Source organism: Streptomyces akebiae, assembly GCF_019599145.1.
Lineage (GTDB): Bacteria > Actinomycetota > Actinomycetes > Streptomycetales > Streptomycetaceae > Streptomyces > Streptomyces akebiae.
The window spans coordinates 4,860,627-4,883,270 of record NZ_CP080647.1 but is presented as its reverse complement, the minus strand read 5'-3'; the positions used below and the strand labels follow the sequence as shown (position 1 = coordinate 4,883,270).

General features: G+C 70.2%; 19 protein-coding genes and 2 pseudogenes. 10 read left to right on the top strand and 11 right to left on the bottom strand.

Annotation, left to right across the window (positions count from 1 at the left end):
- Window positions 1-18: 18 nt before the first annotated feature.
- From K1J60_RS21035 to K1J60_RS21010, 6 genes are all read right to left on the bottom strand, one after another.
- The gene (locus K1J60_RS21035) at window positions 19-2,478 is read right to left on the bottom strand and encodes an endonuclease/exonuclease/phosphatase family protein (protein WP_220651595.1); all 2,460 of its coding nucleotides are present in this window, start codon (window positions 2,476-2,478) and stop codon (window positions 19-21) included.
- A gap of 174 nt (window positions 2,479-2,652) precedes the next feature.
- Window positions 2,653-3,003, bottom strand: a complete 351-nt coding sequence (locus tag K1J60_RS21030; RefSeq protein ID WP_033530464.1) for a hypothetical protein — start codon at window positions 3,001-3,003, stop codon at window positions 2,653-2,655.
- A gap of 9 nt (window positions 3,004-3,012) precedes the next feature.
- Window positions 3,013-4,173 carry a Rieske 2Fe-2S domain-containing protein gene (locus tag K1J60_RS21025; RefSeq protein WP_259407835.1) on the bottom strand — a complete coding sequence of 387 codons (1,161 nt, stop codon included), beginning with the start codon at window positions 4,171-4,173 and terminating at the stop codon, window positions 3,013-3,015.
- Between the two features lie 158 nt (window positions 4,174-4,331).
- Window positions 4,332-5,585 (bottom strand): serine hydrolase domain-containing protein, encoded by a 1,254-nt coding sequence (locus K1J60_RS21020; RefSeq protein ID WP_220647555.1) that lies wholly within the window; start codon window positions 5,583-5,585, stop codon window positions 4,332-4,334.
- 87 nt (window positions 5,586-5,672) lie between these two features.
- Window positions 5,673-6,560: a response regulator gene (locus K1J60_RS21015; protein ID WP_398683264.1), complete on the bottom strand. Its 888-nt coding sequence runs from the start codon at window positions 6,558-6,560 to the stop codon at window positions 5,673-5,675.
- Window positions 6,557-7,819 (bottom strand): sensor histidine kinase, encoded by a 1,263-nt coding sequence (locus K1J60_RS21010; protein ID WP_220647554.1) that lies wholly within the window; start codon window positions 7,817-7,819, stop codon window positions 6,557-6,559. The genes K1J60_RS21015 and K1J60_RS21010 overlap by 4 nt, the downstream gene beginning before the upstream one ends.
- Window positions 7,820-7,957: 138 nt before the next feature.
- Here K1J60_RS21010 and K1J60_RS21005 point away from each other — a divergent pair, with 138 nt between their 5' ends.
- Window positions 7,958-8,194 (top strand): hypothetical protein, encoded by a 237-nt coding sequence (locus K1J60_RS21005; protein WP_220647553.1) that lies wholly within the window; start codon window positions 7,958-7,960, stop codon window positions 8,192-8,194.
- Between the two features lie 4 nt (window positions 8,195-8,198).
- Here the strand turns inward: K1J60_RS21005 and K1J60_RS21000 are convergent, their stop codons facing one another.
- Window positions 8,199-9,230, bottom strand: a complete 1,032-nt coding sequence (locus tag K1J60_RS21000; protein WP_220647552.1) for a LacI family DNA-binding transcriptional regulator — start codon at window positions 9,228-9,230, stop codon at window positions 8,199-8,201.
- Between the two features lie 416 nt (window positions 9,231-9,646).
- Here K1J60_RS21000 and K1J60_RS20995 point away from each other — a divergent pair, with 416 nt between their 5' ends.
- The 3 genes from K1J60_RS20995 (at window position 9,647) to K1J60_RS20985 (ending at window position 12,895) form a co-directional block, all read left to right on the top strand.
- On the top strand, window positions 9,647-11,710 hold the full coding sequence (locus K1J60_RS20995; protein ID WP_220647551.1) for a glycoside hydrolase: 2,064 nt from the start codon (window positions 9,647-9,649) through the stop codon (window positions 11,708-11,710).
- A gap of 249 nt (window positions 11,711-11,959) precedes the next feature.
- Window positions 11,960-12,295 carry a hypothetical protein gene (locus K1J60_RS20990; RefSeq protein WP_220647550.1) on the top strand — a complete coding sequence of 112 codons (336 nt, stop codon included), beginning with the start codon at window positions 11,960-11,962 and terminating at the stop codon, window positions 12,293-12,295.
- A 261-nt stretch (window positions 12,296-12,556) separates the two neighbouring features.
- The gene (locus K1J60_RS20985) at window positions 12,557-12,895 is read left to right on the top strand and encodes an inner-membrane translocator (RefSeq protein ID WP_220647549.1); all 339 of its coding nucleotides are present in this window, start codon (window positions 12,557-12,559) and stop codon (window positions 12,893-12,895) included.
- A gap of 97 nt (window positions 12,896-12,992) precedes the next feature.
- On the opposite strand, the gene K1J60_RS20980 is transcribed toward K1J60_RS20985, so the two are convergent.
- Together K1J60_RS20980 and K1J60_RS20975 are read right to left on the bottom strand one after the other, a co-directional pair.
- Window positions 12,993-13,433 (bottom strand): DUF6221 family protein, encoded by a 441-nt coding sequence (locus tag K1J60_RS20980; protein WP_220647548.1) that lies wholly within the window; start codon window positions 13,431-13,433, stop codon window positions 12,993-12,995.
- A gap of 290 nt (window positions 13,434-13,723) precedes the next feature.
- Window positions 13,724-14,731: an alpha/beta fold hydrolase gene (locus K1J60_RS20975; protein ID WP_220647547.1), complete on the bottom strand. Its 1,008-nt coding sequence runs from the start codon at window positions 14,729-14,731 to the stop codon at window positions 13,724-13,726.
- 143 nt (window positions 14,732-14,874) lie between these two features.
- On the opposite strand from K1J60_RS20975, the pseudogene K1J60_RS20970 reads away from it, so the two are divergent.
- Window positions 14,875-15,503 (top strand): annotated as a pseudogene (locus tag K1J60_RS20970) (helix-turn-helix domain-containing protein).
- A gap of 564 nt (window positions 15,504-16,067) precedes the next feature.
- Here the strand turns inward: K1J60_RS20970 and K1J60_RS20965 are convergent.
- Window positions 16,068-17,057 (bottom strand): ribosome-inactivating family protein, encoded by a 990-nt coding sequence (locus tag K1J60_RS20965; RefSeq protein ID WP_220647546.1) that lies wholly within the window; start codon window positions 17,055-17,057, stop codon window positions 16,068-16,070.
- A gap of 108 nt (window positions 17,058-17,165) precedes the next feature.
- Entirely contained in the window at window positions 17,166-17,618 is a 453-nt protein-coding gene (locus K1J60_RS20960; protein ID WP_220647545.1) for a hypothetical protein, read from the bottom strand.
- Between the two features lie 107 nt (window positions 17,619-17,725).
- Here K1J60_RS20960 and K1J60_RS20955 point away from each other — a divergent pair.
- The 5 genes and pseudogenes from K1J60_RS20955 to K1J60_RS20935 all read left to right on the top strand — a co-directional run.
- Window positions 17,726-17,911: pseudogene (locus tag K1J60_RS20955) on the top strand (UTRA domain-containing protein); the annotation flags it as partial.
- 131 nt (window positions 17,912-18,042) lie between these two features.
- Window positions 18,043-18,558, top strand: coding sequence for a DinB family protein (locus K1J60_RS20950; protein ID WP_220647544.1), 516 nt, complete (start codon window positions 18,043-18,045; stop codon window positions 18,556-18,558).
- Between the two features lie 384 nt (window positions 18,559-18,942).
- Entirely contained in the window at window positions 18,943-19,818 is an 876-nt protein-coding gene (locus K1J60_RS20945; protein WP_220647543.1) for a bile acid:sodium symporter family protein, read from the top strand.
- Window positions 19,819-20,495: 677 nt separating this feature from the next.
- Window positions 20,496-21,038, top strand: a complete 543-nt coding sequence (locus K1J60_RS20940; protein ID WP_220647542.1) for a hypothetical protein — start codon at window positions 20,496-20,498, stop codon at window positions 21,036-21,038.
- A 242-nt stretch (window positions 21,039-21,280) separates the two neighbouring features.
- The gene (locus K1J60_RS20935; protein ID WP_220647541.1) at window positions 21,281-22,609 is read left to right on the top strand and encodes a helix-turn-helix domain-containing protein; all 1,329 of its coding nucleotides are present in this window, start codon (window positions 21,281-21,283) and stop codon (window positions 22,607-22,609) included.
- The last annotated feature ends 35 nt before the right edge of the window (window positions 22,610-22,644 follow it).

The window sequence follows — 22,644 nt, the reverse complement described above, 5'->3', positions numbered from 1 at the left end:
CGAGCGACCGGCCGGCGGTCAGTTCCGGCGGCACCTGCCCACGTCGATCCGCACGATCTGCGGGTCGTGGTCGCTCGCCTGGTCGGCGAACTCGGCGTTGATGTGCACGACGTCGTAGTCGAAGTGCGTGACGGCCGGGCTGGTCAGGATGTGGTCCAGGGTCTGCGAGTTGCCCTCGTAGACGTAGGTGTAGCGCTCGGCGGCCGGGAGCGTGCTGATCAGCGGCTTCAGGACCTTGCCCGCGGTGAGCGCGGTCATGGTCTCGGAGAACTCGAAGTCGTTGAGGTCGCCGAGGACGACGGCCTTGGCGTTCCGGTCGGCCTTGAGCAGGTCCTTGACGAAGGTGTTGACCTCGGCGGCCTGCTGGTGCCGCTTGGTCTCGGAGCCGCGGGTCGGCTCCTGGTAGCGGCCGTGCAGGGGCTGGTCGCCGCCCTTGGAGCCGAAGTGGTTGGCGATGACGAAGACCTGCTCGCCGTGGAAGACGAACTCGCCGACCAGCGGCTTGCGGCTGCTGCCCCAGGCGTCGCTGGTGGGGTTGATCCGGCCCGGGGAGTAGGTGAGCCGGGCGCCCTTGCGGGTCTTCACCACGCTCGTGGCCGTGGTGGGAGTGGCGGCTTCGGCACCGGTCCGGTCGGTGAAGGAGACCCGCTTGGGGTTGAACAGGAAGACCAGGCGGATGTTGCCGCCGGGCTCGCCGCCGTCCTGGTTGTCGGCCGGAGCGACGTAGCGCCACTGGTAACGGGGGCCGCCGGCCGCGCGGATGGCGTCGGTGAACCGGGTCAGCGTGGCCTCGGAGGTCACCGTCCCGTCGTTCGTGGCGCCGTTGTCGTCCTGGATCTCCTCCAGGGCGACGATGTCGGGCGAGTTGAGGCTGACGGCGACGCCCTCGGCGAGCCGGTCGAACTTCTCCTGGCCGTCGAGCGCGTCCAGGTTCTCCACGTTGTACGTGGCGACCGCCAGCTCGTCGCCCTTCTGCCGCCGGGTCCTCTCGGCCTTCAGGCCGTTGTCGACGAGCGTGCCGAGCTGCGTGGCCTGGAGGTTGTAGCCGCCGAAGGAGGAGTAGTCGAGCGGCCCGCTGGTGGTGCCGGACAGTTCGTCACCGACGTCGGCCTGCGGGAAGGCGGTGGCGGTGTCGAGCGACATGACCTTCATCCGGCCGGTGCCCGGCTGGTCGTATCCGGAGTAGAGCGAGCCGCCGCGCGCGGTCGGGCTCTCCTCCGGCTTCACCGTCACCCACACCTCGTCGTACTCCGTCGTGGCGCCGACCACCCGGGTGTCGGAGGCCTGCACCCGCGAGCCCTCCAGCGCCTCGTAGAAGTCGAGGGCGTAGACGGCCGGTTCGAGCGGCAGCGCGTCGATGCTGCCCCCGCCGGCCGTGGGCACGTACGCGTCCGGCACGGTCGACGCGTCCAGCGTCACGGCCGGGGGCAGTGCGTTGCCGCCGGACAGCACGGTCGCCGTGGGCCCGGTGATCTCCGTGACCGACTGGCTGGTGCTGCTCGGGTAGTACTCGGTGACCTTGCCGCTGACGAGGACCGAGTCCCCGACCGCCACGGTCGGGTCCGCCGACCCGGTGTACACGAAGACCCCTTCACCGGTACGGGGGTCGGCGTCGGCCTGGGGGTCCTGGATCCAGTACCCCTTCGAGCCCGACTTCCGCACGCCGGTGACGACGCCGGGGACCCGGGTGACCGTCTGCCCGGTGAGCGGCGAGAGCCGGGTGGTGCCCTGGATGTCGTGCACGCGGAGGGGGCCGGGCTCGGTGGATCCGCCGCCGCCCCCGTCGCCGTCTCCGCCGCCACCCGAACCCGGCGTCTCGCCCGCCGAGTTGACCGGGGTCGGGGCGCCGGGCGCGAGGTCCGCCGCGTTGTCGTCGGTGTCCGCGAGGGAGGCGGCGCGGGCGACGGAGGCGGTGTTGGAGGCGCCGGCGGCCGGGCCGCTGCCCTCCCGGACGACGGCGCTGCCGTACCCGACGAGGTCGACGACGTTCGCGTCCGCCGCGCAGTCGGCGGCGGTCTTGCAGGTCAGCGGGGTGGTCCCGGCGACCAGGGCGATGGTGCCGCTGCCGGCGCTCATCGCGATCGACCCGGTGGCGTCGGCGGTCGGCAGGGCCGTCGTCCCGCCGGTGCCCGCCGCCTCGGCTATCAGATACCGGCCGCCGGGCGCGATCGACCCGCTCAGCGCGGTCACCTGCCACTGCGAGGACGCCGACGGCGACCCCGGCAGGTACTGCACGCTGTAGCCCGCCAGGTCGTAGGCCCCGGTCCCGGCGTTCCCCAGCTCGACGAAGTCCCTGACCAGGGTCGCCCCCGAGTTCCCTCCGCCGCCGTACATCTCCCCGATCACCGCACTCGCCGAGGGCGCGGCGAACGCGGCGGGCAGCACGCCGAACGCGAGAGCGCCGGCCGCGCCCACGGATATCAGCGGATAGGCGACGCGGCGCGCACGGGCGCCGCTTCCTGCGGGTCTGTCGGACATGGGCACGGCTGAGGGTCTCCTCGTACATCGGGCTTCGGGCAGATCGGGTATCGAACGTTCGAACGTCGGACCTCGGGTACGCCGAAGCGATGGCGTGGGGGGAGTCGGCTCAAGTTACGCGCGTAGAGGGGGAGTCGCCAAGAGGCCGTGGGTTAAATCCCGGGAACGAACGCCCTACTCCCCGTCCCGCTGGGCGAACTGGAGGGACAGTGCCCGCAGGACATCGGCCGTCGTCGTGTCGGTGCGCCCCTGGTCGTGCACCTCGGCGAGATGGACGAAGGCGTAGGAGAAGCAGTTGGCCAGGGTCACGATCGCCGGCGCCAGGGCGTCCGTGATGATGTGCGCGACCTCCTGGGCGGAGGCGTCGGCGGGCAGCTCGATCTTGGGCAGGGTCTCCACGAGCAGCGCGGAGACGGCCCCCGTCAACGCCACCTCGACACCGGGGTTCTCGCGAGCCTGCCGCCGCACCTCGACCGCCTCGGTGAGAATCCCGACGACTCGCTGCATGATCTCGGATCGCTCCATGGGGGGAGCTTAGGGCCCTTCCGACGGACCTCCGCGACGTCGCGAAGCCGCTTGTGCGCCCTGTGCCACCGACCGGTCCGCCTCGACCGCGCCCTGTGCCACCGACCGGACCGCCTCGACCGCGCCCTGTGCCACCGCCTCGACCGCGCCCTCAGCTTCACCCGCGCCGGGACGCGCGTCCCCGTCCGGAGGCGCCGGATAGAACTGCGCGTACCACCGCCGCAGCGCCCTGATCCCCTTCTCGTGCGGAAGCAGCACCGGCCGCGCCTGGTGGATCTTGTGGTCCCAGATCCGTACCTCCTCCCGCACCTCGCCCAGTGCCTCGGCGCGGAAGACGAGCTTGAACAGGGGGGTGAGGAAGGGGAGTCGGCGTGGCTTGCGGAGGTAGTACAGCATCCGCAGCTCGCTCGTACGGTCGTCGACGGGCGTGCTGAGCGCGACGGCGGTCACCGACAGCACCGGCCCGTGGGCCCGGACGACCATCACACCCGGCCCGTACATGAACGCGTCGAACGTGTTGTGGATGTCCCGGCCGAACACCCGCCGGCTGATCGTCCCCCGCGCCTCGGCGAACGGCCCGTCCTCCCGCCACTCCTGGACCGGCGGCTCGCTCTGCCCGTGGATGAAGTGGAAGTGGGACTCGTCGACGATGTTCTCGCGCATCTCCTGGATGTGGATCCGCGCGCGGCACGTGTCGTCGATGGGCGAGGCGAACCACCGGGACCTCGTCTCCTCGATCTCCGGCACCTCCCACGGGGGTTCGCCCGTCTCGCCCGACTCGCCCGACTCGCCCGACTCGCCCGGCCCCTTCGTCACGCCCGTCTCGTTCGGCCCGACGTACACGAGGACGAGCCCGCTGTGCTCGCGCACCGGGAACCCGCCGATCGACACCTTGGGCGTCCGGACGGCGAACGGTGCCTCCACACACCGCCCGTCCGCCCCGAAACGCCACCCGTGGAAGGGGCACTCCACCGTCCCGTCCACGACCTTCCCGCCGACGCCCAGATGCGCGCCGTAGTGCGGACAGTGCGCGTCGCGCACGGCGGCCCGCCCGTCGGCCCCGCGGAACGCGATCAGCGCCCGCCCGAAGTAGTGCAGGCTGACGACCTTCCCCGCCCGCAACTCCGCACTGCGCAGCACCGCGTACCACCCGTACGGCACGCTCGGCATCGGATACGCGTCGGCGCGCGGATCACGGTCCGGACCCCGACCCCGACCCCTGTTGTCATGGCTCCGGCACATTCGCATGCCGCCGATGCTAGGGGCCGGTGCGATCCGAACAGCCCAACTCCTGAGAATCTGTAGGTCAGTTGTCCTGATCGCGCCCGCTACGACGGCATCCCGTAGGCCGCCACCATCACGTTCATGGCCACCTGGTTCATGGTGCTGGCCTTGGCGTCGGTGGAGTTGACGCCGTAGACGAGGGTGCGGGAGCCGTCGCGGGTGGAGGCGATGGCGCTGTTGTAGCCCCAGCGCCCACCGGTCTTGCCCCACACCTCACGCCCACCCAGCACCTTGCGCGCCAGCCCCACGGCGTACTCGGCCGGCTTGCCCGTCCTGTGGTCCGTCACGTCCGGCACGGTGAACATCTCCTCCAGCACCGGCCCGCGCGGCACGACCCGCCCCCGGAACAGCGCCTTCGTGAACCGCTCCAGATCCGCCGTGGTCGAGACGATGTCCCCGGCCGCCCACCCGTCCGTCGCGCCCCACACGGTCACGTCCCGCAGCCCGGTCGTCCCGTCGTCGAGGGTCATCCGCTGGTACCCGTGGTTGTGCGGGCCGACGATGCGCGGGTCGGCCCCCGGGAAGTACGTGTCCCGCAGCCCGAGCGGCTTCAGCACGTGCCGCGCGACCTGGTCCTCGTACGAGTCCCCCGTCACCCGCTCGACGATCAGTCCGGCGACCGTGTACCCGATGTTGAGGTAGTGCTGCCGCGCTCCCGGCGCGAACTCCCGCTCCTTCGCCGTCGCCGACCGGACCATCTCCTCCGGGTCGTGGACGCGGAAACGGTTCGCGTACGCCCCCTCGACGGTCGTCCACGGGAAGTCGGGCGCCGGGATGCCGTGCGTGTGGTTGAGCAACTGCCGGACGGTGACGCCGTCGTACGACGCCGGAACCAGCTCCGGCAGGTACGAACGGGCGCTCCGGTCGAGGTCGACCTTCCCCTCGGCGGCCATTCGCAGCACCAGGGCCGCCGTGAACACCTTGGTCACCGACCCGGCCCGGAAGCGGCCCTTCGGATCGGCCGCCCGGCCGGTGGCGAGGTCGTGCACACCTGAGCTGCCGCGCCACACGCCCTCGCTCCCCCCGACCCGCACGAGGGCGGCGGTGGCGTCGGCGGAGGGCAGCCCTGCGATGGCGGCCTCCATGGCGGCGGCGAGGCCGGGGTCCGCCCGCGGCGGTGACTGTGCCTGCGACTGCGACCGTGCGAAGGCGGTGTCGGCGGTCGCGGTCGCGGTCGCCGCGGTGGCGGGCAGGACCGTCGGCCCCGCGGCCACTCCCAGGAGGAGGGCCGCGGCGATCAGTGCACGGCCGGTGCTCTTCGGGCTCTTCGGGCTCTCCGCGTTCTTCGTGCTCGGCATGGTCAACTCCGTTGATGTGAGCCGGTGTTGTGGTCGGCTCCATCCTTCTGACCGGCGGCTCCGCGCGGATCGCCCGAGCGAGCGGTCCTAGCGGCGCCGTTTCCTCGCCGACACGGGGGAGGACCAGGCCCGGGAGACTCCCCCGGGCGGGCGACTGCCGGCCCCGCGCGGGGGAACCGCGTCCTGGGACTCTGGTCCCGTGGCCGCGTCGAGCGACGTGCCGCCCGCCCCGAGCGACGCGTCACCCACCGCGATCAGCCCCGTCTCGTACGCGCAGATCACCGCCTGGATACGGTCGCGCAGGCCGAGCTTGGCGAGCACGTTGCCGACATGGGTCTTGACCGTGTGATCGCTGACGACCAACTCGGCGGCGATCTCGGCGTTCGACAGCCCTCGCGCCAGCAGCAACAGGGTCTCCCGCTCCCGCCCGGTCAACACGTCGAGCCGGGGGTCGGGCCGCCGGGCCCGGTCGACGGAGGGGGCGGGCCGCGTGTACTGCTCGACCAGCCGCCGGGCCACGGACGGCGCGAGCAGCGAGTCGCCCCGCGCGACCACCCGCACGGCGTGCACGAGATCGTCGCGCCGGACGTCCTTGAGCAGGAACCCGCTCGCCCCCGCGTGCAGCGCCTCGTACACGTACTCGTCGGAGTCGAAGGTCGTCAGCATGACCACCCGGCAGCCACCGCGCCCACCGCCCGCTCCATCCGCGCCGTCCGCGTTCTCCACTCCCTCCGCTGTCTCCACTCCATCGGTACTGATCGCCCGGCACGCCTCGATCCCGTCCATCCGTGGCATCCGGATGTCGAGCAGCGCCACGTCGGCCCCGCACCGCCGTACCGCCTCGACGGCCTCGACCCCGTCACCCACCTCCGCGACGACCTCGATGTCCGGCTGCACGTCGAGGATCAGCGCGAACCCGCTCCGCACCAGCTCCTGGTCATCGGCCACGACCACCCGGATCACCTGACCGGTCAACGCCCCACCTCCGCCGTCGCCACCACGGCCGGCGCGGCCGGCAGGGCCGGTACGGGTATCCGCACCCGCACCTCGAACCCGCGCCCACCGGGCCCGGCCCCGACCTCCGCCGTACCCCCGTGCGCGGCGGCCCGCTCCCGCACCCCGACGAGCCCGTGTCCACCGCCGCCGTACCCCGCCCGAGGCCCGCGCCCGTCGTCGAGCACAATCAGCTCCACATCGCTGTCCCCGTAGTGCAGTTGGACGGTGACGGTACGGGCGCCCGCATGCCTGACGGTGTTCGTCAGCGCCTCCTGGACGACCCGGAAGACGGTCGCCCCGACGGCCCCCGGCAGCCCCCGCTCCGCCCCCACCACCTCGTACCCGACCGCAAGCCCACTGCCCCGCACCCGGTCGAACAGCGCGGGCAGCTCCCCGACCCCGGGCTGAGGCGCACGGGGAGCGAGTCCGGGCGCGTACCCCTCCCGCTCCTCCGGGCGGCTCCCTTCATGGCCCCCTCCTTCTTCGCTGTCGCGCAGGAGGCCCAGCATCCGCCGCAGCTGGACCATGGCGTCCCGCCCCGTCTCGGAGATCGCGTCGAAGGCGGCCTCGGCCCGCTCCGGCGCCGTACGCACCGCCACGGGGCCGGCCTCCGCCTGCACGATCATCAGGCTGACGGCGTGGGAGAGGATGTCGTGCATCTCCCGTGCGATCCGGGCCCGTTCACGCGCGGCGACCTGCTCGGCCTCGACCCGATGGGCGCGCTGACGGGTGTCGGTGAGCCGACCGAAGACGTAGGCGGCCGCGAACACGAAGGCGGAGAAGGTCAGTTCACGCGCGGACCGGGTGTTGAGCCACACTCCCACGGGCACGGCGATCAGCACCAGCACGCCGCTGACCAACCGCTTCCAGGGCGGCGAGAGGACGGCGACCGTATAGACGATCACGAGCCCGTTGTACGGCAACGGCTGCCCGGGCCCGTCGAGGGCGAGCTTGTAGACCATGCTGGTCACCAGGATCGCCACCAGCACGGCGAGCGGAGCCCGCCGCCGCCACACCAGCGGCACCACCGTGAGCGTCATCAGCCCGTACGCCGCCCATGTCGCCGGCGCCAGCCCGGCCGCCCGGGGCACCACGAACGGCATCGTCATGGCCCCCTGCACCAACAGCGCGACCCCGACGTCGACCACCCACGGGTACTCCTCCGCGAGCACCCGCCCCCGCACCCACCAGCCCCGCGCACCACGCCCGGGCCCACGCCCACCCCGTATACCGCTCACGTTGTGAAGATACGTGGCGCAGCCTTCGCCGACCCTCGCGAACCCGTCGCCCCGAAGGCATCATGGCGATGCAGAGGCCGAGGGGGGCCGCACATGAGATCGCGCTGACCGCGGATCCATGGCAGGGGAGGGCACATCATGGTCGAACGCAATCAGCCGTACACAGCCATCCTGTTCAGGTTCGGCGTCCTGGTCGGCCTGTTGTACATGCCGGTGCTCCTCTTCCACCTGGGCACGTGGTTCCCGTTCGCCGGAGCCAGCGGTTACCTGCTCTGGGAGCTCGGCCGCCTGCACCGGGCGTTCGGCGAACACACCGGCCCCGGGAACGAGCAGCGGTCCGAGCAGCGCCGGGAGCCGACGACCAGCGGCAGCTGAGCGCTCAGCTGCCGGGTACCGGCGGCGGTGCCGTACTACGCCGCCGTACGAGCCGGGTAGGCACGAGAGTCGTCCCGTGCTCCTCGCTGTCTTCCCCAGGCCCCCCTCGATCTCCTTCCCCGCCCTCCCGCATCTTGCGGAGCACCCCCTCCACACACAGCCGCCCCACCTCCGCGAAGTCCTGGTGGACGGTGGTCAGGGGCGGCAGGAAGGACGCGGCCTCGGGAATGTCGTCGAACCCGACGACACTCACGTCCTCGGGAACCCGCCGCCCACGCTCGTTCAGCGCCCGCAACAACCCCAGCGCCATCTGGTCGTTCGCGACGAACACGGCCGTACAGTCCGCCTCCTCGGCGATCCGCAACCCGGCCCGGTACCCGGACTCGGCCGACCAGTCGCCCCGTACGAGAGGCGGCGCGTCCAGGACACCCGCCTCGGCGAGGGTGGCCCGCCACGCGTTCGCCCGCCGCTGCGCGGCGAACGAGTCCTCGGGCCCGGCCAGGTGCCACACCGTCTCGTGCCCCAGCTCCAGCAGATGCCGTACGGCGTCCCGCGCGCCCCCCGCCTGGTCGGTGTCGACGACGGTGTACCGGTCCCCGGCGTCGGAGTCGGCGACCACGACCTGCACCCCGGGTGGCACGGACACGGTCGCCGCGTCCAGCAGATGCACCTCCATGATCACGATGACCGCGTCCACGGCCAGCTCCCCGAGCCGTGAGAACGCCCCGTTCACCTCGTCCTGCGTCGGCACGGCGACGGGCAGCAGCGTGACGGCGTACCCCTCCCGCGCGGCGGACGTGGCGATCGCGTCGAGCGTGCGGATGTTGCCGAGGGTGGAGAGGGAGAAGGTGATCACGCCGAGCGTCCGGAACTCCCCGCGCCGCAGCGCCCGAGCCGCGCTGTTGGGCCGGTACCCCAGCTCCCGCATGGCGGCGAGCACCTGCTGCCGCGTGTCCTCGTTGACCCCGGCGAACCCGTTGGAGACCCGGGAGACGGTCTGGGCGGAGACTCCGGCGACCCGGGCGACATCGCCCATGGAGGGCCCTTGCCGGGGCCGCCCCGTACGTCTCCTCGTACGACCGTCGGTCATGTCCACCTGGGTTCCCCCGACTCTTCCGCCTCGCCCGCGACAGCCGGGTCGACGCATCGATCTTTGACGAATCCTTGACCGCCGAGATTCGCACAGTGTAGACATCCGCCTCAGTGGATGTTTACGTAAACATCCACCGCGACAAATCATACGAGAGCCCACCGAACCGCAACAGAAGCTCTCACCCGGAGCCTCAAGAGCCCCACGAGAGCCCTGTGAGAGCCCCACCAGAGCCACCCCCGCAGCGCCACCAAGAGCCTCACCCAGAGCCTCACAAGAAGCACCCCGCCGAACCGCACCACGCGGGCCCCGATCTCTATGTTCCGCCGGGACGCGGCACACGGAAGAGTTGGAGTACTCGAATGGCACACCGCACCCGTACGAGACGGCTCCTCGGGGCCATCGGCATCACGGCCCTGGCCACCGGCACGGCCCTGGCCACGACCTCCCTGCCGATGGCGCACGCCGACACGACGGCCGGCGCGTCGGTGACGGTCAGCCCCGACCCCTCCTACAAGGGTCAGAGCTTCGAGGGCTGGGGCACCAGCCTGGTCTGGTTCGCCAACGCGACCGGCGACTACCCGCCCGCGATCCGCGAGAAGCTCGCCAAGCTCCTCTTCGGCGAGGCCGGCCTCAACCTCAACATCGCCCGCTACAACATCGGCGGCGGCAACGCCCCCGACGTCAAGGACTACCTGCGGGCCGGCGGCGCGGTCGAGGGCTGGTGGAAGGCCCCGGCGGGCACCACCCGCGAGGACGTCGACTGGTGGAGCGCCGACGACAAGAAGGACTGGAACAAGAACGCGGACGCCACCCAGCGCTGGTGGGTCGACCGCATCAAGAAGGACATCACGCACTGGGAGACCTTCAGCAACTCCCCGCCGTGGTTCATGACGGAGAGCGGCTACGTCTCCGGCGGCTTCGACGCGTCGAAGGACCAGCTGAAGGAGGAGTCGGTCGAGGACTTCGCCCAGTACCTGGTCGGCGCCACCGAGCGCCTGGAGAAGGCCCACGGCATCAAGGTCGACACCCTCGACCCCTTCAACGAGCCCAACACCAACTACTGGGGCACCAAGCTCGGCGCCGACGGTCAGCCGACCGGAGGCCGTCAGGAGGGCGCCCACATGGGCCCCGAGCTCCAGCAGAAGGTCCTCAGGGCGCTCGGGCCGGTCCTGGACGACTCCCGCACCCACGCGAAGATCTCCGCGATGGACGAGACGAACCCCGGCACCTTCGCCACGAACTGGAACTCCTACCCCCAGGAGGTCCGTGACCTGGTCGACCAGATGAACGTCCACACCTACGGCACGAGCCAGCGCACCACGGTCCGCGACCTCGCCAAGGCCGCCGACAAGCCGCTGTGGATGAGCGAGGTCGAGGGCGACTGGGGCGACGGCCAGAGCTTCACCGACATGCGCCCCGGCCTGGGCCTCGCCCAGCGCATCGTCGACGACCTGCGCGAACTGGAGCCCCAGGCCTGGGTCTTCTGGCAGCCGGTCGAGGACTACGACAACATGAAGCCGGGCGGCGAGTCCGCCAAGGGCGGCAACTGGGGCTCGATCCAGCTCTCGTTCGCCTGCAAGAAGTCGGACACGCTCAAGACCTGCCCGATCTACACGAACACCAAGTTCGACACGGCCCGCAACTTCACGCACTACATCAAGCCGGGCGACCGCCTGATCAAGACCAACGACGAGTCGAGCACGGCCGCCGTGGCGAAGAAGGGCGACAAGGCGACGGTCGTCCACGTCAACAGCACCACCGAGTCCCGCGCGGTGACGGTCGACCTCTCGAAGTTCGGCAAGGTCTCCAAGAAGGCGACGATCACCCCGGTGGTCACGGACGCGGCCGGCAAGCTGATCCGCAAGAAGGCCGTCAAGGTCACCGGCAAGAAGGCGACGATCACGGTCCCGGCCCAGTCGGTGACGTCGTTCCTGGTGAAGGGCGTCTCGGGGGTGGCGGCGTCGAAGGCCGAACTCCAGGACAACCACACCTACACCTTCACGGGTGTCCAGAGCAGCAAGAACCTCTCCGTCGGCCCCGACGGCAAGAGCCTGGTCATCAAGACCCCGAGCACCGCGGCCGGCAACACCCAGCAGTGGACCCTGGACCGCATCGGCAAGGGCAAGACCGACAACCGCACGCGCTACGCCCTGACGGAGACGACGTCGCACAAGCGCCTGGCCATCCGCTTCGGCTCCCTGGTGGCCGAACGCGACACGGCCACCCGCGACGAGGCCGCCCAGTGGATCCTGTCCTCGACGGGCGACGGCACGTGGACCCTGGTGAACGTGGCCACCGGCGAACTCCCGGACGTCTACGGCCAGTCGACGACGGACGGCGCGGGGGTCGGGGTCTGGACCCCGAACTCGGGCCTGAACCAGCGCTGGAAGCTGACGGACGTGACGCCGGCCCCGGCTTCGTAGTCTCAGCTCCGCAGAGAAAGCCCCAGGTCGCGGATCGACCTGGGGCCTTCTCATGCCGTAGGCCGGCCTTTCGGCATTCGCATCGTCGTCAACCGGCGAACTCGCGCCACACGAAGGGACTATGTCGGAAGAAATACGCAACCCGAATTGCGCCATTGCCGTCGTAGGGGAGAAATCGGCAAATCGGCCCATTCAGGAGGTGGTGTCTTCGTGCGGATTCTTGACGGTGTTCGCGCAACGTCACGGGTCATGCGCAAGAGCAGGGGACCCGTGATCGCTGTCGCGGTGATTCTCCTGCTCGCCCGCATGGAGGACGAGATCGTGGAAGCGGGCCACTTCTGGCTCGTACAGGGCGTTCTCCTCGGCCTGGTACTGACCTGCTTCGCCGTCCCCTGGGCAGGCAGGAAGCTGGTGCGTGAGTCCGCCGAGGAAGAGCGGGCGAAATCCCGGGGGAAGATTCCCCCGGAGATCGAAGAGGAAATCCGCGAAGAAGGGCGTCAGGAGGAGCGGGCCAAAGTCCGTGCCGATCTTCCCAAGCAGGTGGCACGAGCGGTCGACGAAGTGTTGCAGCGCAAGGACGACTGATGAAGACGGCTGATTGAGCCGTCAAGAGAGAGTCGTGGGCGTCGTCCGCGATGGGCCCCTGGCCACCATGCGGGTTCAGGGGCCCGGTAGTTGATCGCTGCAATGCGTGACCCCGGGTGCGCGATCCCGGGTGCGCGACCCCGGGTGCGCGCCGGATGCCTGGCCCGGGATCCGGACAGGCCCATGAAGAGCGGAGTACACCTGGATTGCGAGTCGGCGACGGGCCGTATGGAAGGGTGCATTCCGCGCGATCGTCAACCCATGCCCGAACTCACCGAGAAAAAGCCCTCCGATGGAGAGGGTCTCCTCACCTCAGGCTGTCTCCTGCTGCTCGTACTGCTGGCGGACGCGGGGGCCGCGCTGGTGGTCGCCATCGTGCTCACCGCCCGGGGCCTGGGCCGAAGGGCCGCCGGCGCAGGACAGACAGCGACCGGCGTGCCGCCCGTGGACTGGGGGCCGGTGCTGGGCTTCGGCGCCCTGACCCTCGCGGTCGCCGCAACGGCCGTAGTGCTGCTGCGGATCGGCCACCAGGTCATCGGAACGGTGCAGCTGACACTCGGCGCCCTCCTGGCAGTCCATACGCTGGGGTACTGGCCCTGACTCGGCCGGACTCGAAGTGGCTGCGCCGGCGGGCGCCGCGCACTAGGGGAGAGCGGCTCACCGAGTCGGTCGTCTCATGCGCGCTCGCCACACCGACCTACTCACCGTCAGCCCCCACCGTCAGTCCCTCACCACCCACCGCGTCCCCTCCCAGCCTGTACCGCTCGGGAAAGTCGGGGTGGTCCACATGGACACGCGCGAGATCGAGCAGGTCGTCGCAGGGCCAGAGCTCCCCGTCGTACTGACAGTCGTCCCGGTCGTCCCAGGGTCGTTCGGGGTCCCCCTCGGCCGGACTGAGCGCGTGACGTCCCAACACGCGCCGCTTGGCCTCGACCTCCCGCAGGACACGTACGGGATCGTGCAGGGCCACATGCTGAGCGACCGCGGGCGGGAGACCATCAAGCCCGACCTGCCCCAACTCAACTCGTCCCCCGCGAGCCACCCACTCCCCACAAACCCCGCCCGGCCCGCAACGACGAGCCAGGTCGCCTTCCTCATCCAGACGCGCGTTCAGGAACGCCACCAGTTCATCGCTCATGCCGTCATCCTCGCCGAGAGCCTCGTTCGTCGGGTTGGGCGCCAGGGCGTCTTCACTCCGCACCGAGCGCACGCCGTGTCCCCGGGATGTCCGCCGCGTCGGCCAGACGGCGGCTGCGCTCGCGGACCAGGGCGCCGAGTCGGCGTACCGAACCGCCGACCTCAGCTCGTCATCGATCGAAACGGCTCATGGCCTCACCTTGGCACGGAGCGGGTCCGCGGACGATGTCGGTCATCTCTTGTCAGCGCATGCCTCTGCCTCCGCCAGGTACCGCGCCACCGGCCCCAGCGTCAGCATCCGTGCCTGGTTGGTCCCTGGAGGGTGGCGAGCCAGTCGGTCAGCAGGTGGTTGACCTCTTCGGGGCGTTCCTGCTGGATCCAGTGGCCGCAGCCATCCAGGAGGTGGGAGGCGGACAGGGCGGGGAGAGTAGTGGGGTAGGCGTCGATGGCGTCGGACATCCAGGTGGTGGAGGCGTCCTGGGCGCCGCCGATGAACAGGGACGGCTGTTTGATCGGGGCTCCGCGGTGCGGGGCGAGGTCTTCCCAGTCTCGGTCCATGGTGCGGTAACGGTTGAGTGCGCCGGTGATCCCTGTGCGCTCGAACTCCCCGGCGTAGACGTCGAGGTCGTCCTCGCTCAGCCAGGCCGGGAGCGAGCCGGCGGGGAAGCGGTCGCGCAGTCGGCCGCCGCCGCGGGTGACGAAGTGCGGGTCGGGCTCGCCCCGGGCGGGCATGGTGTCGGCGGACAGGGCCGCGTAGAAGCCCGCGAGCCAGCCCCGGATGTCGGGCTCGATCTCCGCCTCGGCGCGGCCGGGCTCCTGGAAGTAGGAGACGTAGAACTCCTGCTCAGGGCCGCCGAGCTGGCCGAAGATGTCGGTGGGGCGGGGGCCGCCGGGCGGGGTGTAAGGGACGCTCAGCAGGCCGACGGCGCGGAAGACCTCGGGGTGGAGCAGGGCGGAGGCGGCGGCGATGTTGGAGCCCCAGTCGTGGCCGACGACCACCGCGCTTTCCTCCCCGAGGGCGCGCACGACGGCGACGTTGTCCTCCACCAGGTCGAGCATCCGGTAGGCGTCGGTCGCCTCCGGCTTGGAGGAGCGGCCGTAGCCGCGCACGTCGATCGCCACCGCCCGGTGGCCGGCCGCGGCGAGGGCCGGGAGCTGGCGGCGCCAGGAATACCAGGACTCGGGAAAGCCGTGCACGAGCAGGACCAGCGGGCCGGTGCCCTGCTCGACCAGGTGCAGGCGCCCGGCCGGGGCCTCGACGGTGCGGTGACGGAGCTCGGCGGTCGGCTCGGGCTGCATGGGCTTCTCCTCGGATCGGGCGGGCGGACGCGGCTACCCATCGATCATGCGGCGCGGCACCCGCCCGACGCGATCAGCCTTGCCCTTCTGGCAAACTCGCAGCACAGAGCGGTGGAGCGGCACGGCAAGAAGGAGCGGGAAAGGTGGCAGTCGACGACGTGGACGGCACGCCGGCCGCGATGGGGCCCCGGTTGCGAGCCGCGCGCGAGCACCACGGCGCGACGCTCGCCGGTGTCAGCCACGCGACCGGCATCTCGACCAGCACGCTGTCGCGGATCGAGACCGGCCGGCGCAAGCCCACCCTGGAGGTGCTGCTGAACCTGTCGAAGGAGTACGACGTCTCCCTGGACGAACTGACCGGCACCGCACCCGCCCCCGCGGCCGAGCCGCGCGCTACGGCGCCGCTGAGCTTCGGCGACGACAAGGCGGTGCTGCCATTGACCCGGTACGTCGGCGGTCTGCACGCCCACAAGCACGTCCTGCCCGCCCCCGAGGACCCGCCCGCGCGGCCCCGTCAGGTCTCCCACGATGGCCACGAGTGCTGTGCGTTCTGTACGGGCGGCTGTGGCTCGTGCTCGGCGACCAAGACCTCATCCTGACCCCTGGGGATGTCGCCGAGTTCGACACCCGCACCCCGCACGGGGTGGCGAACGCCGGCCCCGGCGGTCCCGTCGAGTACCTGATCATGTTCGGACCGCAGGGCGAGCGCCTACGGCCGCGCACCCCTCCAGCTGCTGCTCGCGGGACTGGTGACGGAAAGGCTGCTGAGTGAGCAGCAGTGACAAGCCGCGGGCCGTGTTGGTGACAACCACGCTGCTTCATTGGTCTCATTCGCCACCTCATCCGGCTCGGCCGGTGACAACTACTGAGCTTCGCCTCAAACCCGCAGGCGACGGCCCCTTTCTGGCGAGACCTTCTCTGATCCCCGGAGCACACGAGCGGGCACCGTGCTTTCCTCGTCCGGATCCATGTGGGATCAGGAGATCGTGGCCGGCGGACCAGCCTGGCGGCACCGCCCGTCCGGAGTGGTGTTCCGGGAGGGGACGTTGATCTGTTGACTGCCGGGCATTCGCGGGTGGTGGCGGAAAAGGTCTGATTGCTGGTGCGCACTCGGTGACGGCGTCGCCGGACTGGCGGGCGGCAACGCCGGGCTGGCCTGGGCGGGGGCCGCCCGGCGGCAGGGCGGTCCGGCCACCGTCTTCGTGCCCGAGACGACTCCGGCGATGAAGGTCGCCAGGCTCCGTTCATATGACCGAGCGGCCGGGCGCGCACATCGCGTATGGCCCGGCCGCTCGGCACCGGTATGTCGTCGATCTGCCGGTCGCCCGGGTCGTCGCTAGGGGATGACTACGGTGATCGATATCCCGAGCAGCGCGACGGCCACGTCCCGGGAATTGGTTATCCCGAGATCACCCAGGACGCCCGCGTGCGTGCGCATGAGTGTGTTGATGACCTCGTCGTTGGGGTTGTTGACATGCCGGTGGGCGATCTCGGACATGGGGTCCCAGCTGTTCTCGAGCTCCAGGATGGCCGGCGACGGAGTCGCCGCCTCGGTGGTGTAGGTGTTGCGGATCAGCTCCTCGATCGGGCGGAACCGGGCGGCCTCGGAGATCGCCTGGATGAGAACGATCATGCCGCGGGCCTGCTGGGCATTGGTGGACCCGCTCCTGGACAGGTCGCGGACCGCCTGCCGGACCGAGTTGGGAGAGAGTGGGATGTTCGCGCGGTCGCCGACCTGGCGCTCCAGAGAGAGGTAGCTGCCGTCGAAGGGGGTGTCGTGCACCGAGGCCTGCAGGCAGGCCCCACCATTTGGTGCACAGTCCACGAGGGGGGGAGCTGGTTCGGGGTCTTCGTCCCTTTTTTTCGTATCGAGCCGGTTGTAGATGTTCTCGTTCTGGTTGAGCCAGCCGACGACGAACAGGTCGCTGGCGCGGATGTGCACCCGGATCCGGTTCGGGGTGCTCGTGCCCTCGTCCTGCACGCTGATGTCGACGCTGAAGAAGTCATCGGTGGCGTCGGGGCGGGTGCGGTGCGTCCTGTCGAGCACGAACCGGCCCTGTGACGCGCGCTGCCGCACCGCCTCCAGCATGGTGCTGTAGCGGGACGCGCCGGCGTTCCCGTTACCGATGTCCCAGGTGATGTCGTTGCCGTCGTTGGCCGCGCTGGCCTTCTCCTGGAGCTGGGGGATTACCGCGGCGGCGCCGCCCAGCAGGGTGGCGACGGCGAGGAAGGGGATCAGGAACTTCCCCTTGAACCACCGGGAGCCGCGCTTGTGCCCGCGGCGGCCCGCCCTCGGCGGCGTGGCTGGATCGGAGACCGAGTTCATCTGCGTGTAGCCCTTCTCTGCATGCCCGTCCCTGTAGGTCAGGGCCCTGTCGGGCAGGAGGCTTCTGTACGCCTCACTTTTCACAGAGACCTCAGAGGTTCACTAGGGTCAAATATCCCTACCGGTGGGTAATTGCAATATTTCGGGATGTCCGGGCACGACGCGCCCGGCAGTGTCGACGCCGACCGTGAGCAGGGAACACACCACCAAATGCGTCGGCTGGTAGGTCAGATCGCCACGGTCGGCGGCGGCCCGGAGCTGCGCGCCGAAGCCGTCCTCACGGCGCCCTGCCCCACTGTTGTGTGCGCGCCCGACGATGTGCGCTGCCCCCGGCGAGGCCTGGGGCGACTGGCGGCACTCCGGCGCGGCCGGCGGTGTCGGTTCGCCGTCGAGCGCTCGGCAGAGTGCGGCGTGCAGGTGTTCGGCCTCGGCGAGGGTGAGGGTGAGTTCGGTGTCGGTGGCGTGGCCGTCGGTGAGGGACAGGCGGAGCGGTACGGCGAGGCGGTTGTCGTCGGTGCGGCGTACCGGGCGGCCGGGTGGGTGTTCGATGGTCCAGCTCATGATGTCGCCGTCTTTCCGATTCGCGTGAGGCGGTACGTGCCCCACAGTCGGCGGCCGTCCTCGCGGCCGTCCTGGGCCTTGGGGGTGCCCTTGCAGCCGGCGGCGCACGTGCGGGTGTGCTCGTGCAGGAAGAGGCCAATCTGCTCGGCGTCAGTGTCGGTGAGCTGTTGACCCGTATCGAGCGGACCTACCACGACAGTGACGGACGCCCCGTGGAGGCGGCGGACATCACTGTTCCGGACGTACGATGGGAGATCGCCTACGAGATCCCTATCGAGACGCCCGCGCGGTGAAGTGCGGTGGGCGGCGCCTCAGGGCTGAGCCATGGCTGTAACGGTGCTTGAGGCGACCCTGGGTTGTGTCTGGCGCATCTTGAATCGAAAACCAGGCGGTATCCGGAGACCGAGCGCCCTAACGTGCAGGCATGTCACCCTCACTTGAGCGTCCCCCTTTGCAGGCCGACGAACGCACCGCGCTCATCGGTTGGTTGGATCTGCAACGACAGATCTTGAGATGGAAATGCGAGGGCCTGAGCGAGGCTGACGCGCACCGCTCCGTCATCCCGACCTCGCCGGCGATGACGATGGCCGGGATCATCAGCCATATGCGGTGGGTCGAGCACACCTGGCTGGAGGTGCTGTTCCTGGGCGGCGACAAGACGCAGAATCCGTCCTTGGTCGCGATGGGCGAGGACTCGGACTGGCGTACCGACGGCATCTCGCTGAAGCAGCTGCTCGCGGAGTACGAGGCCCAGTGCGTCCGAAGCAACGAGATTGTGGCCGAGGCATCACTGGACGACGTCGGCCGCCACCCCGACTTCCGCGCAGGCAACGCCAACCTTCGCTGGATGCTCATCCATCTCGTCGAAGAGACCGGACGGCACGCGGGGCACGCGGACATCGTGAGAGAGCTGCTCGACGGAACAAAGGGGTACTACTAGGTCTCTTGGTCTCTTCAGTGGGTCGTGACCGGGGCCGGAGTCAGATCGAGTCAACGGTGACGGTGCCGTTGAGAACGTAAGCGCGTCTGTGGAACCTCGTTCTGCGGGACATGTGCGAGACCTGGGGTACGAGCAGGCGGGCAGTAACTGCCTTTCCCTGACGCCCCGTTGTACGACGTCATGGTCCTCGTCCTGCCCTGAAGCCGTACATGTCGTGCCATACGTGCCGCACTTGGCGCCAGAGTCGTCGGGTCACCCATCACGCCGATCAGCTCAAACCTTGTAACAGAGGGTCGGTGCTGCTTCACTGTGGCGACCTACGGGCCGTGCGGCAGTTCTCGCAGTCTCCGCTGCCGTCATGCCGTCCTCCAGGAAGCGTGAGGCATGAAGGATTCAGCGCTGATCACCGCCGGCTTGCCCGTCGCGCTCGCCATCATCATGTTCGGTCTCGGGCTCTCGCTCACCACGGCCGACTTCAGGCGGGTGGCCCGTTCGCCGAAAGCGGTGGGGTTCGCGCTGACCGTGCAGATCGTGGTGCTGCCGCTGGTCGCCTTCGGGCTGGTCAAGGTCTTCGACGTGGACCCGCTGCTCGCCGTGGGCGTGATGCTGCTGGCCGCGTCCCCGGGCGGTACCACCGCCAATCTCTTCAGCCACCTGTTCCGCGGGGATGTGGCGTTCAACATCACCCTCACCGCGATCAATTCCGTGCTCGCGGCCGTCACCATTCCCCTCGTCACCAACCTGGCCATCAGCCACTTCGACGCCGAGGGCGACCTGGGACTGCAATTCGGCAAGGTGTTGCAGGTGATCGCCATCGTGCTCATCCCGGTCGGGATCGGCATGCTCGTCCGGAAGCGGTCCGCCGACTTTGCCGCCCGCGCGGACCGTCCGGTCCGGGTGTTCTCCATCGCCGTCCTGGTCGCCGTGTCCCTGGCGGCGCTGCTGGGAGAGCGGGAGAACCTCGCGGACTACCTTCGCCAGGTCGGCCTGGTCACCGGCATCTTCTGCCTCGCGAGCCTCAGCATCGGCTACGGCGGTGCCAGAGCCCTTCGCCTCGATGAGCCTCAGGCCGTCGCCAGCGCCATGGAGGTGGGGATCCACAACACCACCGTGGCCCTCACCATCGCACTGAGCATCCTCGACAGCACCGAGGTCGCCATTCCCAGTGCCGTCTACTCGGTTCTGATGTACGTCCTGGCAACTGCTTTCGGCTACGCCATCACCCGGACTCGCTCAGTGAATCCCTCGACGGTGGGCTGAGCGCGGGAGCACGGGAGCACGGGAGCCCGGACAGCCCTTGAGGGAGGGCGGGGTGTCGGAGGGGCCTGCCATCCGGCACCTCCGGCTCCGTTGGATGAACCAGGTGAAGCGGTACGCCGGTTCCTTCCGCTGACAGTGCGTCCGGCAAGAGGGTGCGCCACTGGCGCGTGCCTGGGCCGCCCAGGACTCACAGTGGTGATTTCGGTGGCACCGCTCTCCCCGCCCACTGATGGGGAGCGGTTGCAGAGCGGCCGACGTTCAACGCGCCGCCCGGAGGCAACACCAGGCACACCCGCTCCGCGCATCCCGGACCTCCGTCAGGCCGTCCGCAGCGAAGAGGCAGCGCGGCGTACAGCGGCGCCGCTTCCCTCTCCAGCCCCGAGCGTGGTCCGGCGGGGTCCGGGTGGCATCCCAGGGCATTCCCATGAGTCCATTTCTCGCAGGTCAACAAGGGTGGGACCGTTCTGCCGCCGGGGATGGGGCGACAGCTGTTGTGGTGATCCCCGGTGTCCTCGAAGCTTTGGGTGTCGCCCCGGCCGGGAGGCAACGACCGCCCCGGCAGCGGTAGGGCGACGACACCTTCCCCGTACCCGCGTACCGGGCACCTCTGTGCCCGAGCACCGGATGTGCGGCCTCCCGCACGCAGCCACTCAACGAATCAGAGAAGGAAGACGCACATGAACAGGAATGTCGCCGCACGCCGTCGTTCGGGTCTCCGCGCGGCCGCCGCCGGTCTCGTCCTCGCTGTCGGACTCGGCGTGTCGGCGCAGATGCCGGCGCAGGCGTCCGTACCTGCCTCGGCACAGTCGCCCACCGCCGTTTCGAAGCCGGCCGCCGCCGCGCCGAAGTCGGTCACCGGTACGTCCGGACACGTGGTGACCCGGGTCGCCGACTTCTACGGCGCGTACATCGACGCGAAGGGCGACTACGAGAACCCGGACGCCGCGTTGGCCAAGGCGCTCCGCAAGCACTACCTGACGCCCGACTTCGCCAAGCGGCTGGCGGCCTGGGAGAAGAAGAACGGGGCGGACGGCGTTCTGCGTGCCCAGAACATCCCGGCGCGGTGGACGGTGACCGACAACGGCAGCATGGGGCACGCACACGAGGTCACCGTCACGCTGACCTTCGGCAGTGGGAAGAACGCGCAGAAGACCAAGCTCTTCGTACTGGTGGAGCGGTACAACCACATCAGCGACATCGCGACCAAGAGCGCCCACTGACGGCGGAGCCCGCCCCGTCCGGCCCGACGGGGCACCCGCCCCGTCCGGCCGGGCAGCAGCCAAGGCCGGCGTGCGCGGCCGTGAACGCGACCCTCGGCGTCTGCGTATCGGACGTCGTCGACCATCGGGGTCCGGCGTGACGACTGCCGTCCTTCGGGCAACAAGGAACCATCCCCGCCCACCTGACGTGCAGTCATATCAGGGCCTGGGATGCGGAATCGCGGGCGGACGACAGGGGAACGATGTCGGTTCGGGACGATGCCGAGGAGTTCGCGGCGTTGCTGCGTCAGCTCAAGGACCGCACCGGCCGGAGTTACGGCTCCCTCGCCCGCGAGCTCGACATGAACGCCTCCACACTGCACCGGTACTGCGCGGGCGAGGGCGTGCCGCAGGACTTCGCGCCCGTCGAGCGGCTCGCGGGCTTCTGCGGGGCGACACCTCAGGAGCGGCTCGAACTGCACCGACTGTGGCTGTCGGCGGTGGCGGCCCGGCAGCGGGTGCGTACGGCCGGCTCGCCGGAGGCAGCAATTCCGGCACCCGCACCGGACATGGAGAGGAGTAAAGGCAGGGACACGGAGGCAGACGGGGACGGGGACGGGGAGAGGGAGAGGGACGGGGAGGGGGAGAGGGACGGGGACGGCGGCAGGGACCGGGACGGCGGCAGGGACCGGGACAGCCGATACGGCGACCGTTCGGGCTCCGCACGCCGCCGTCGACGGATCCTCGCGTCCACCACCGCCGCCGCTGCCTGTGCCCTGCTCGTCATCATCACCGTCGCGGGTCTGTCCGCCCTCTCCGGCGGCCACTCCTCCGGGACGGACGCGTCCCGCTCCGTGCGCCCCGGGGGCACCGCCGGGACGACCGCCGCCGGCTCACCCGGCCGCTCGGCGCAGCCTTCGGCCACGCAGCCGTCGGCCACCGAGCCCGCCGCCGACCCGCCCCTCACCTGGAGCGTCGACCCCCTGGTCTGGGACAAGGGCTGCGACCACGACTACGTCATCGACAAGCCGGTCGCGCAGGTGCCTCCGCCGCCGCTCCCGCAGGACGTCGAGGTGTGGGCCGCGACGCAGGGCGCGGTGCACGGGCGGCAGACGAAGGTGCAGATCTCCGTGCAGGGGCGGTCGTCCACGGCCGTGGTCCTGAAGGCGATCCACGTCAGGGTCGTCAGCCGCGGCACTCCCGCCGACGGCAACGCCCACTCCATGGGCCAGGGCTGCGGCAGCGACCTCACCCCCCGTCGCTTCACCGTGAACCTCGACGAGGACCGGCCCGTCGCCCAGCCGAAGGACGGCGCGAACGGTGCCGACGGCGGGCACATCATCCCGGCCGTGCGCTTCCCGTACCGTGTCTCCGCCGAGGATCCGGAGGTGCTGGAGGTCCACGCGACGACACAGACCTACGACGCCCGCTGGTACCTCGAACTCGACTGGTCCTCCCAGGGCCGCACCGGCACGATCCGCATCGACGACGACGGCCGCCCGTTCCACACCACCGGCATCAAGGGCATGCCGCACTACTGGTACGGCACGAACGACGCGGGAGAGCGAGCCTGGGTCCCGCTCGACAGCTAGCAGGAGCGACAGCTAAGAGGAGCGACAGCTAAGAG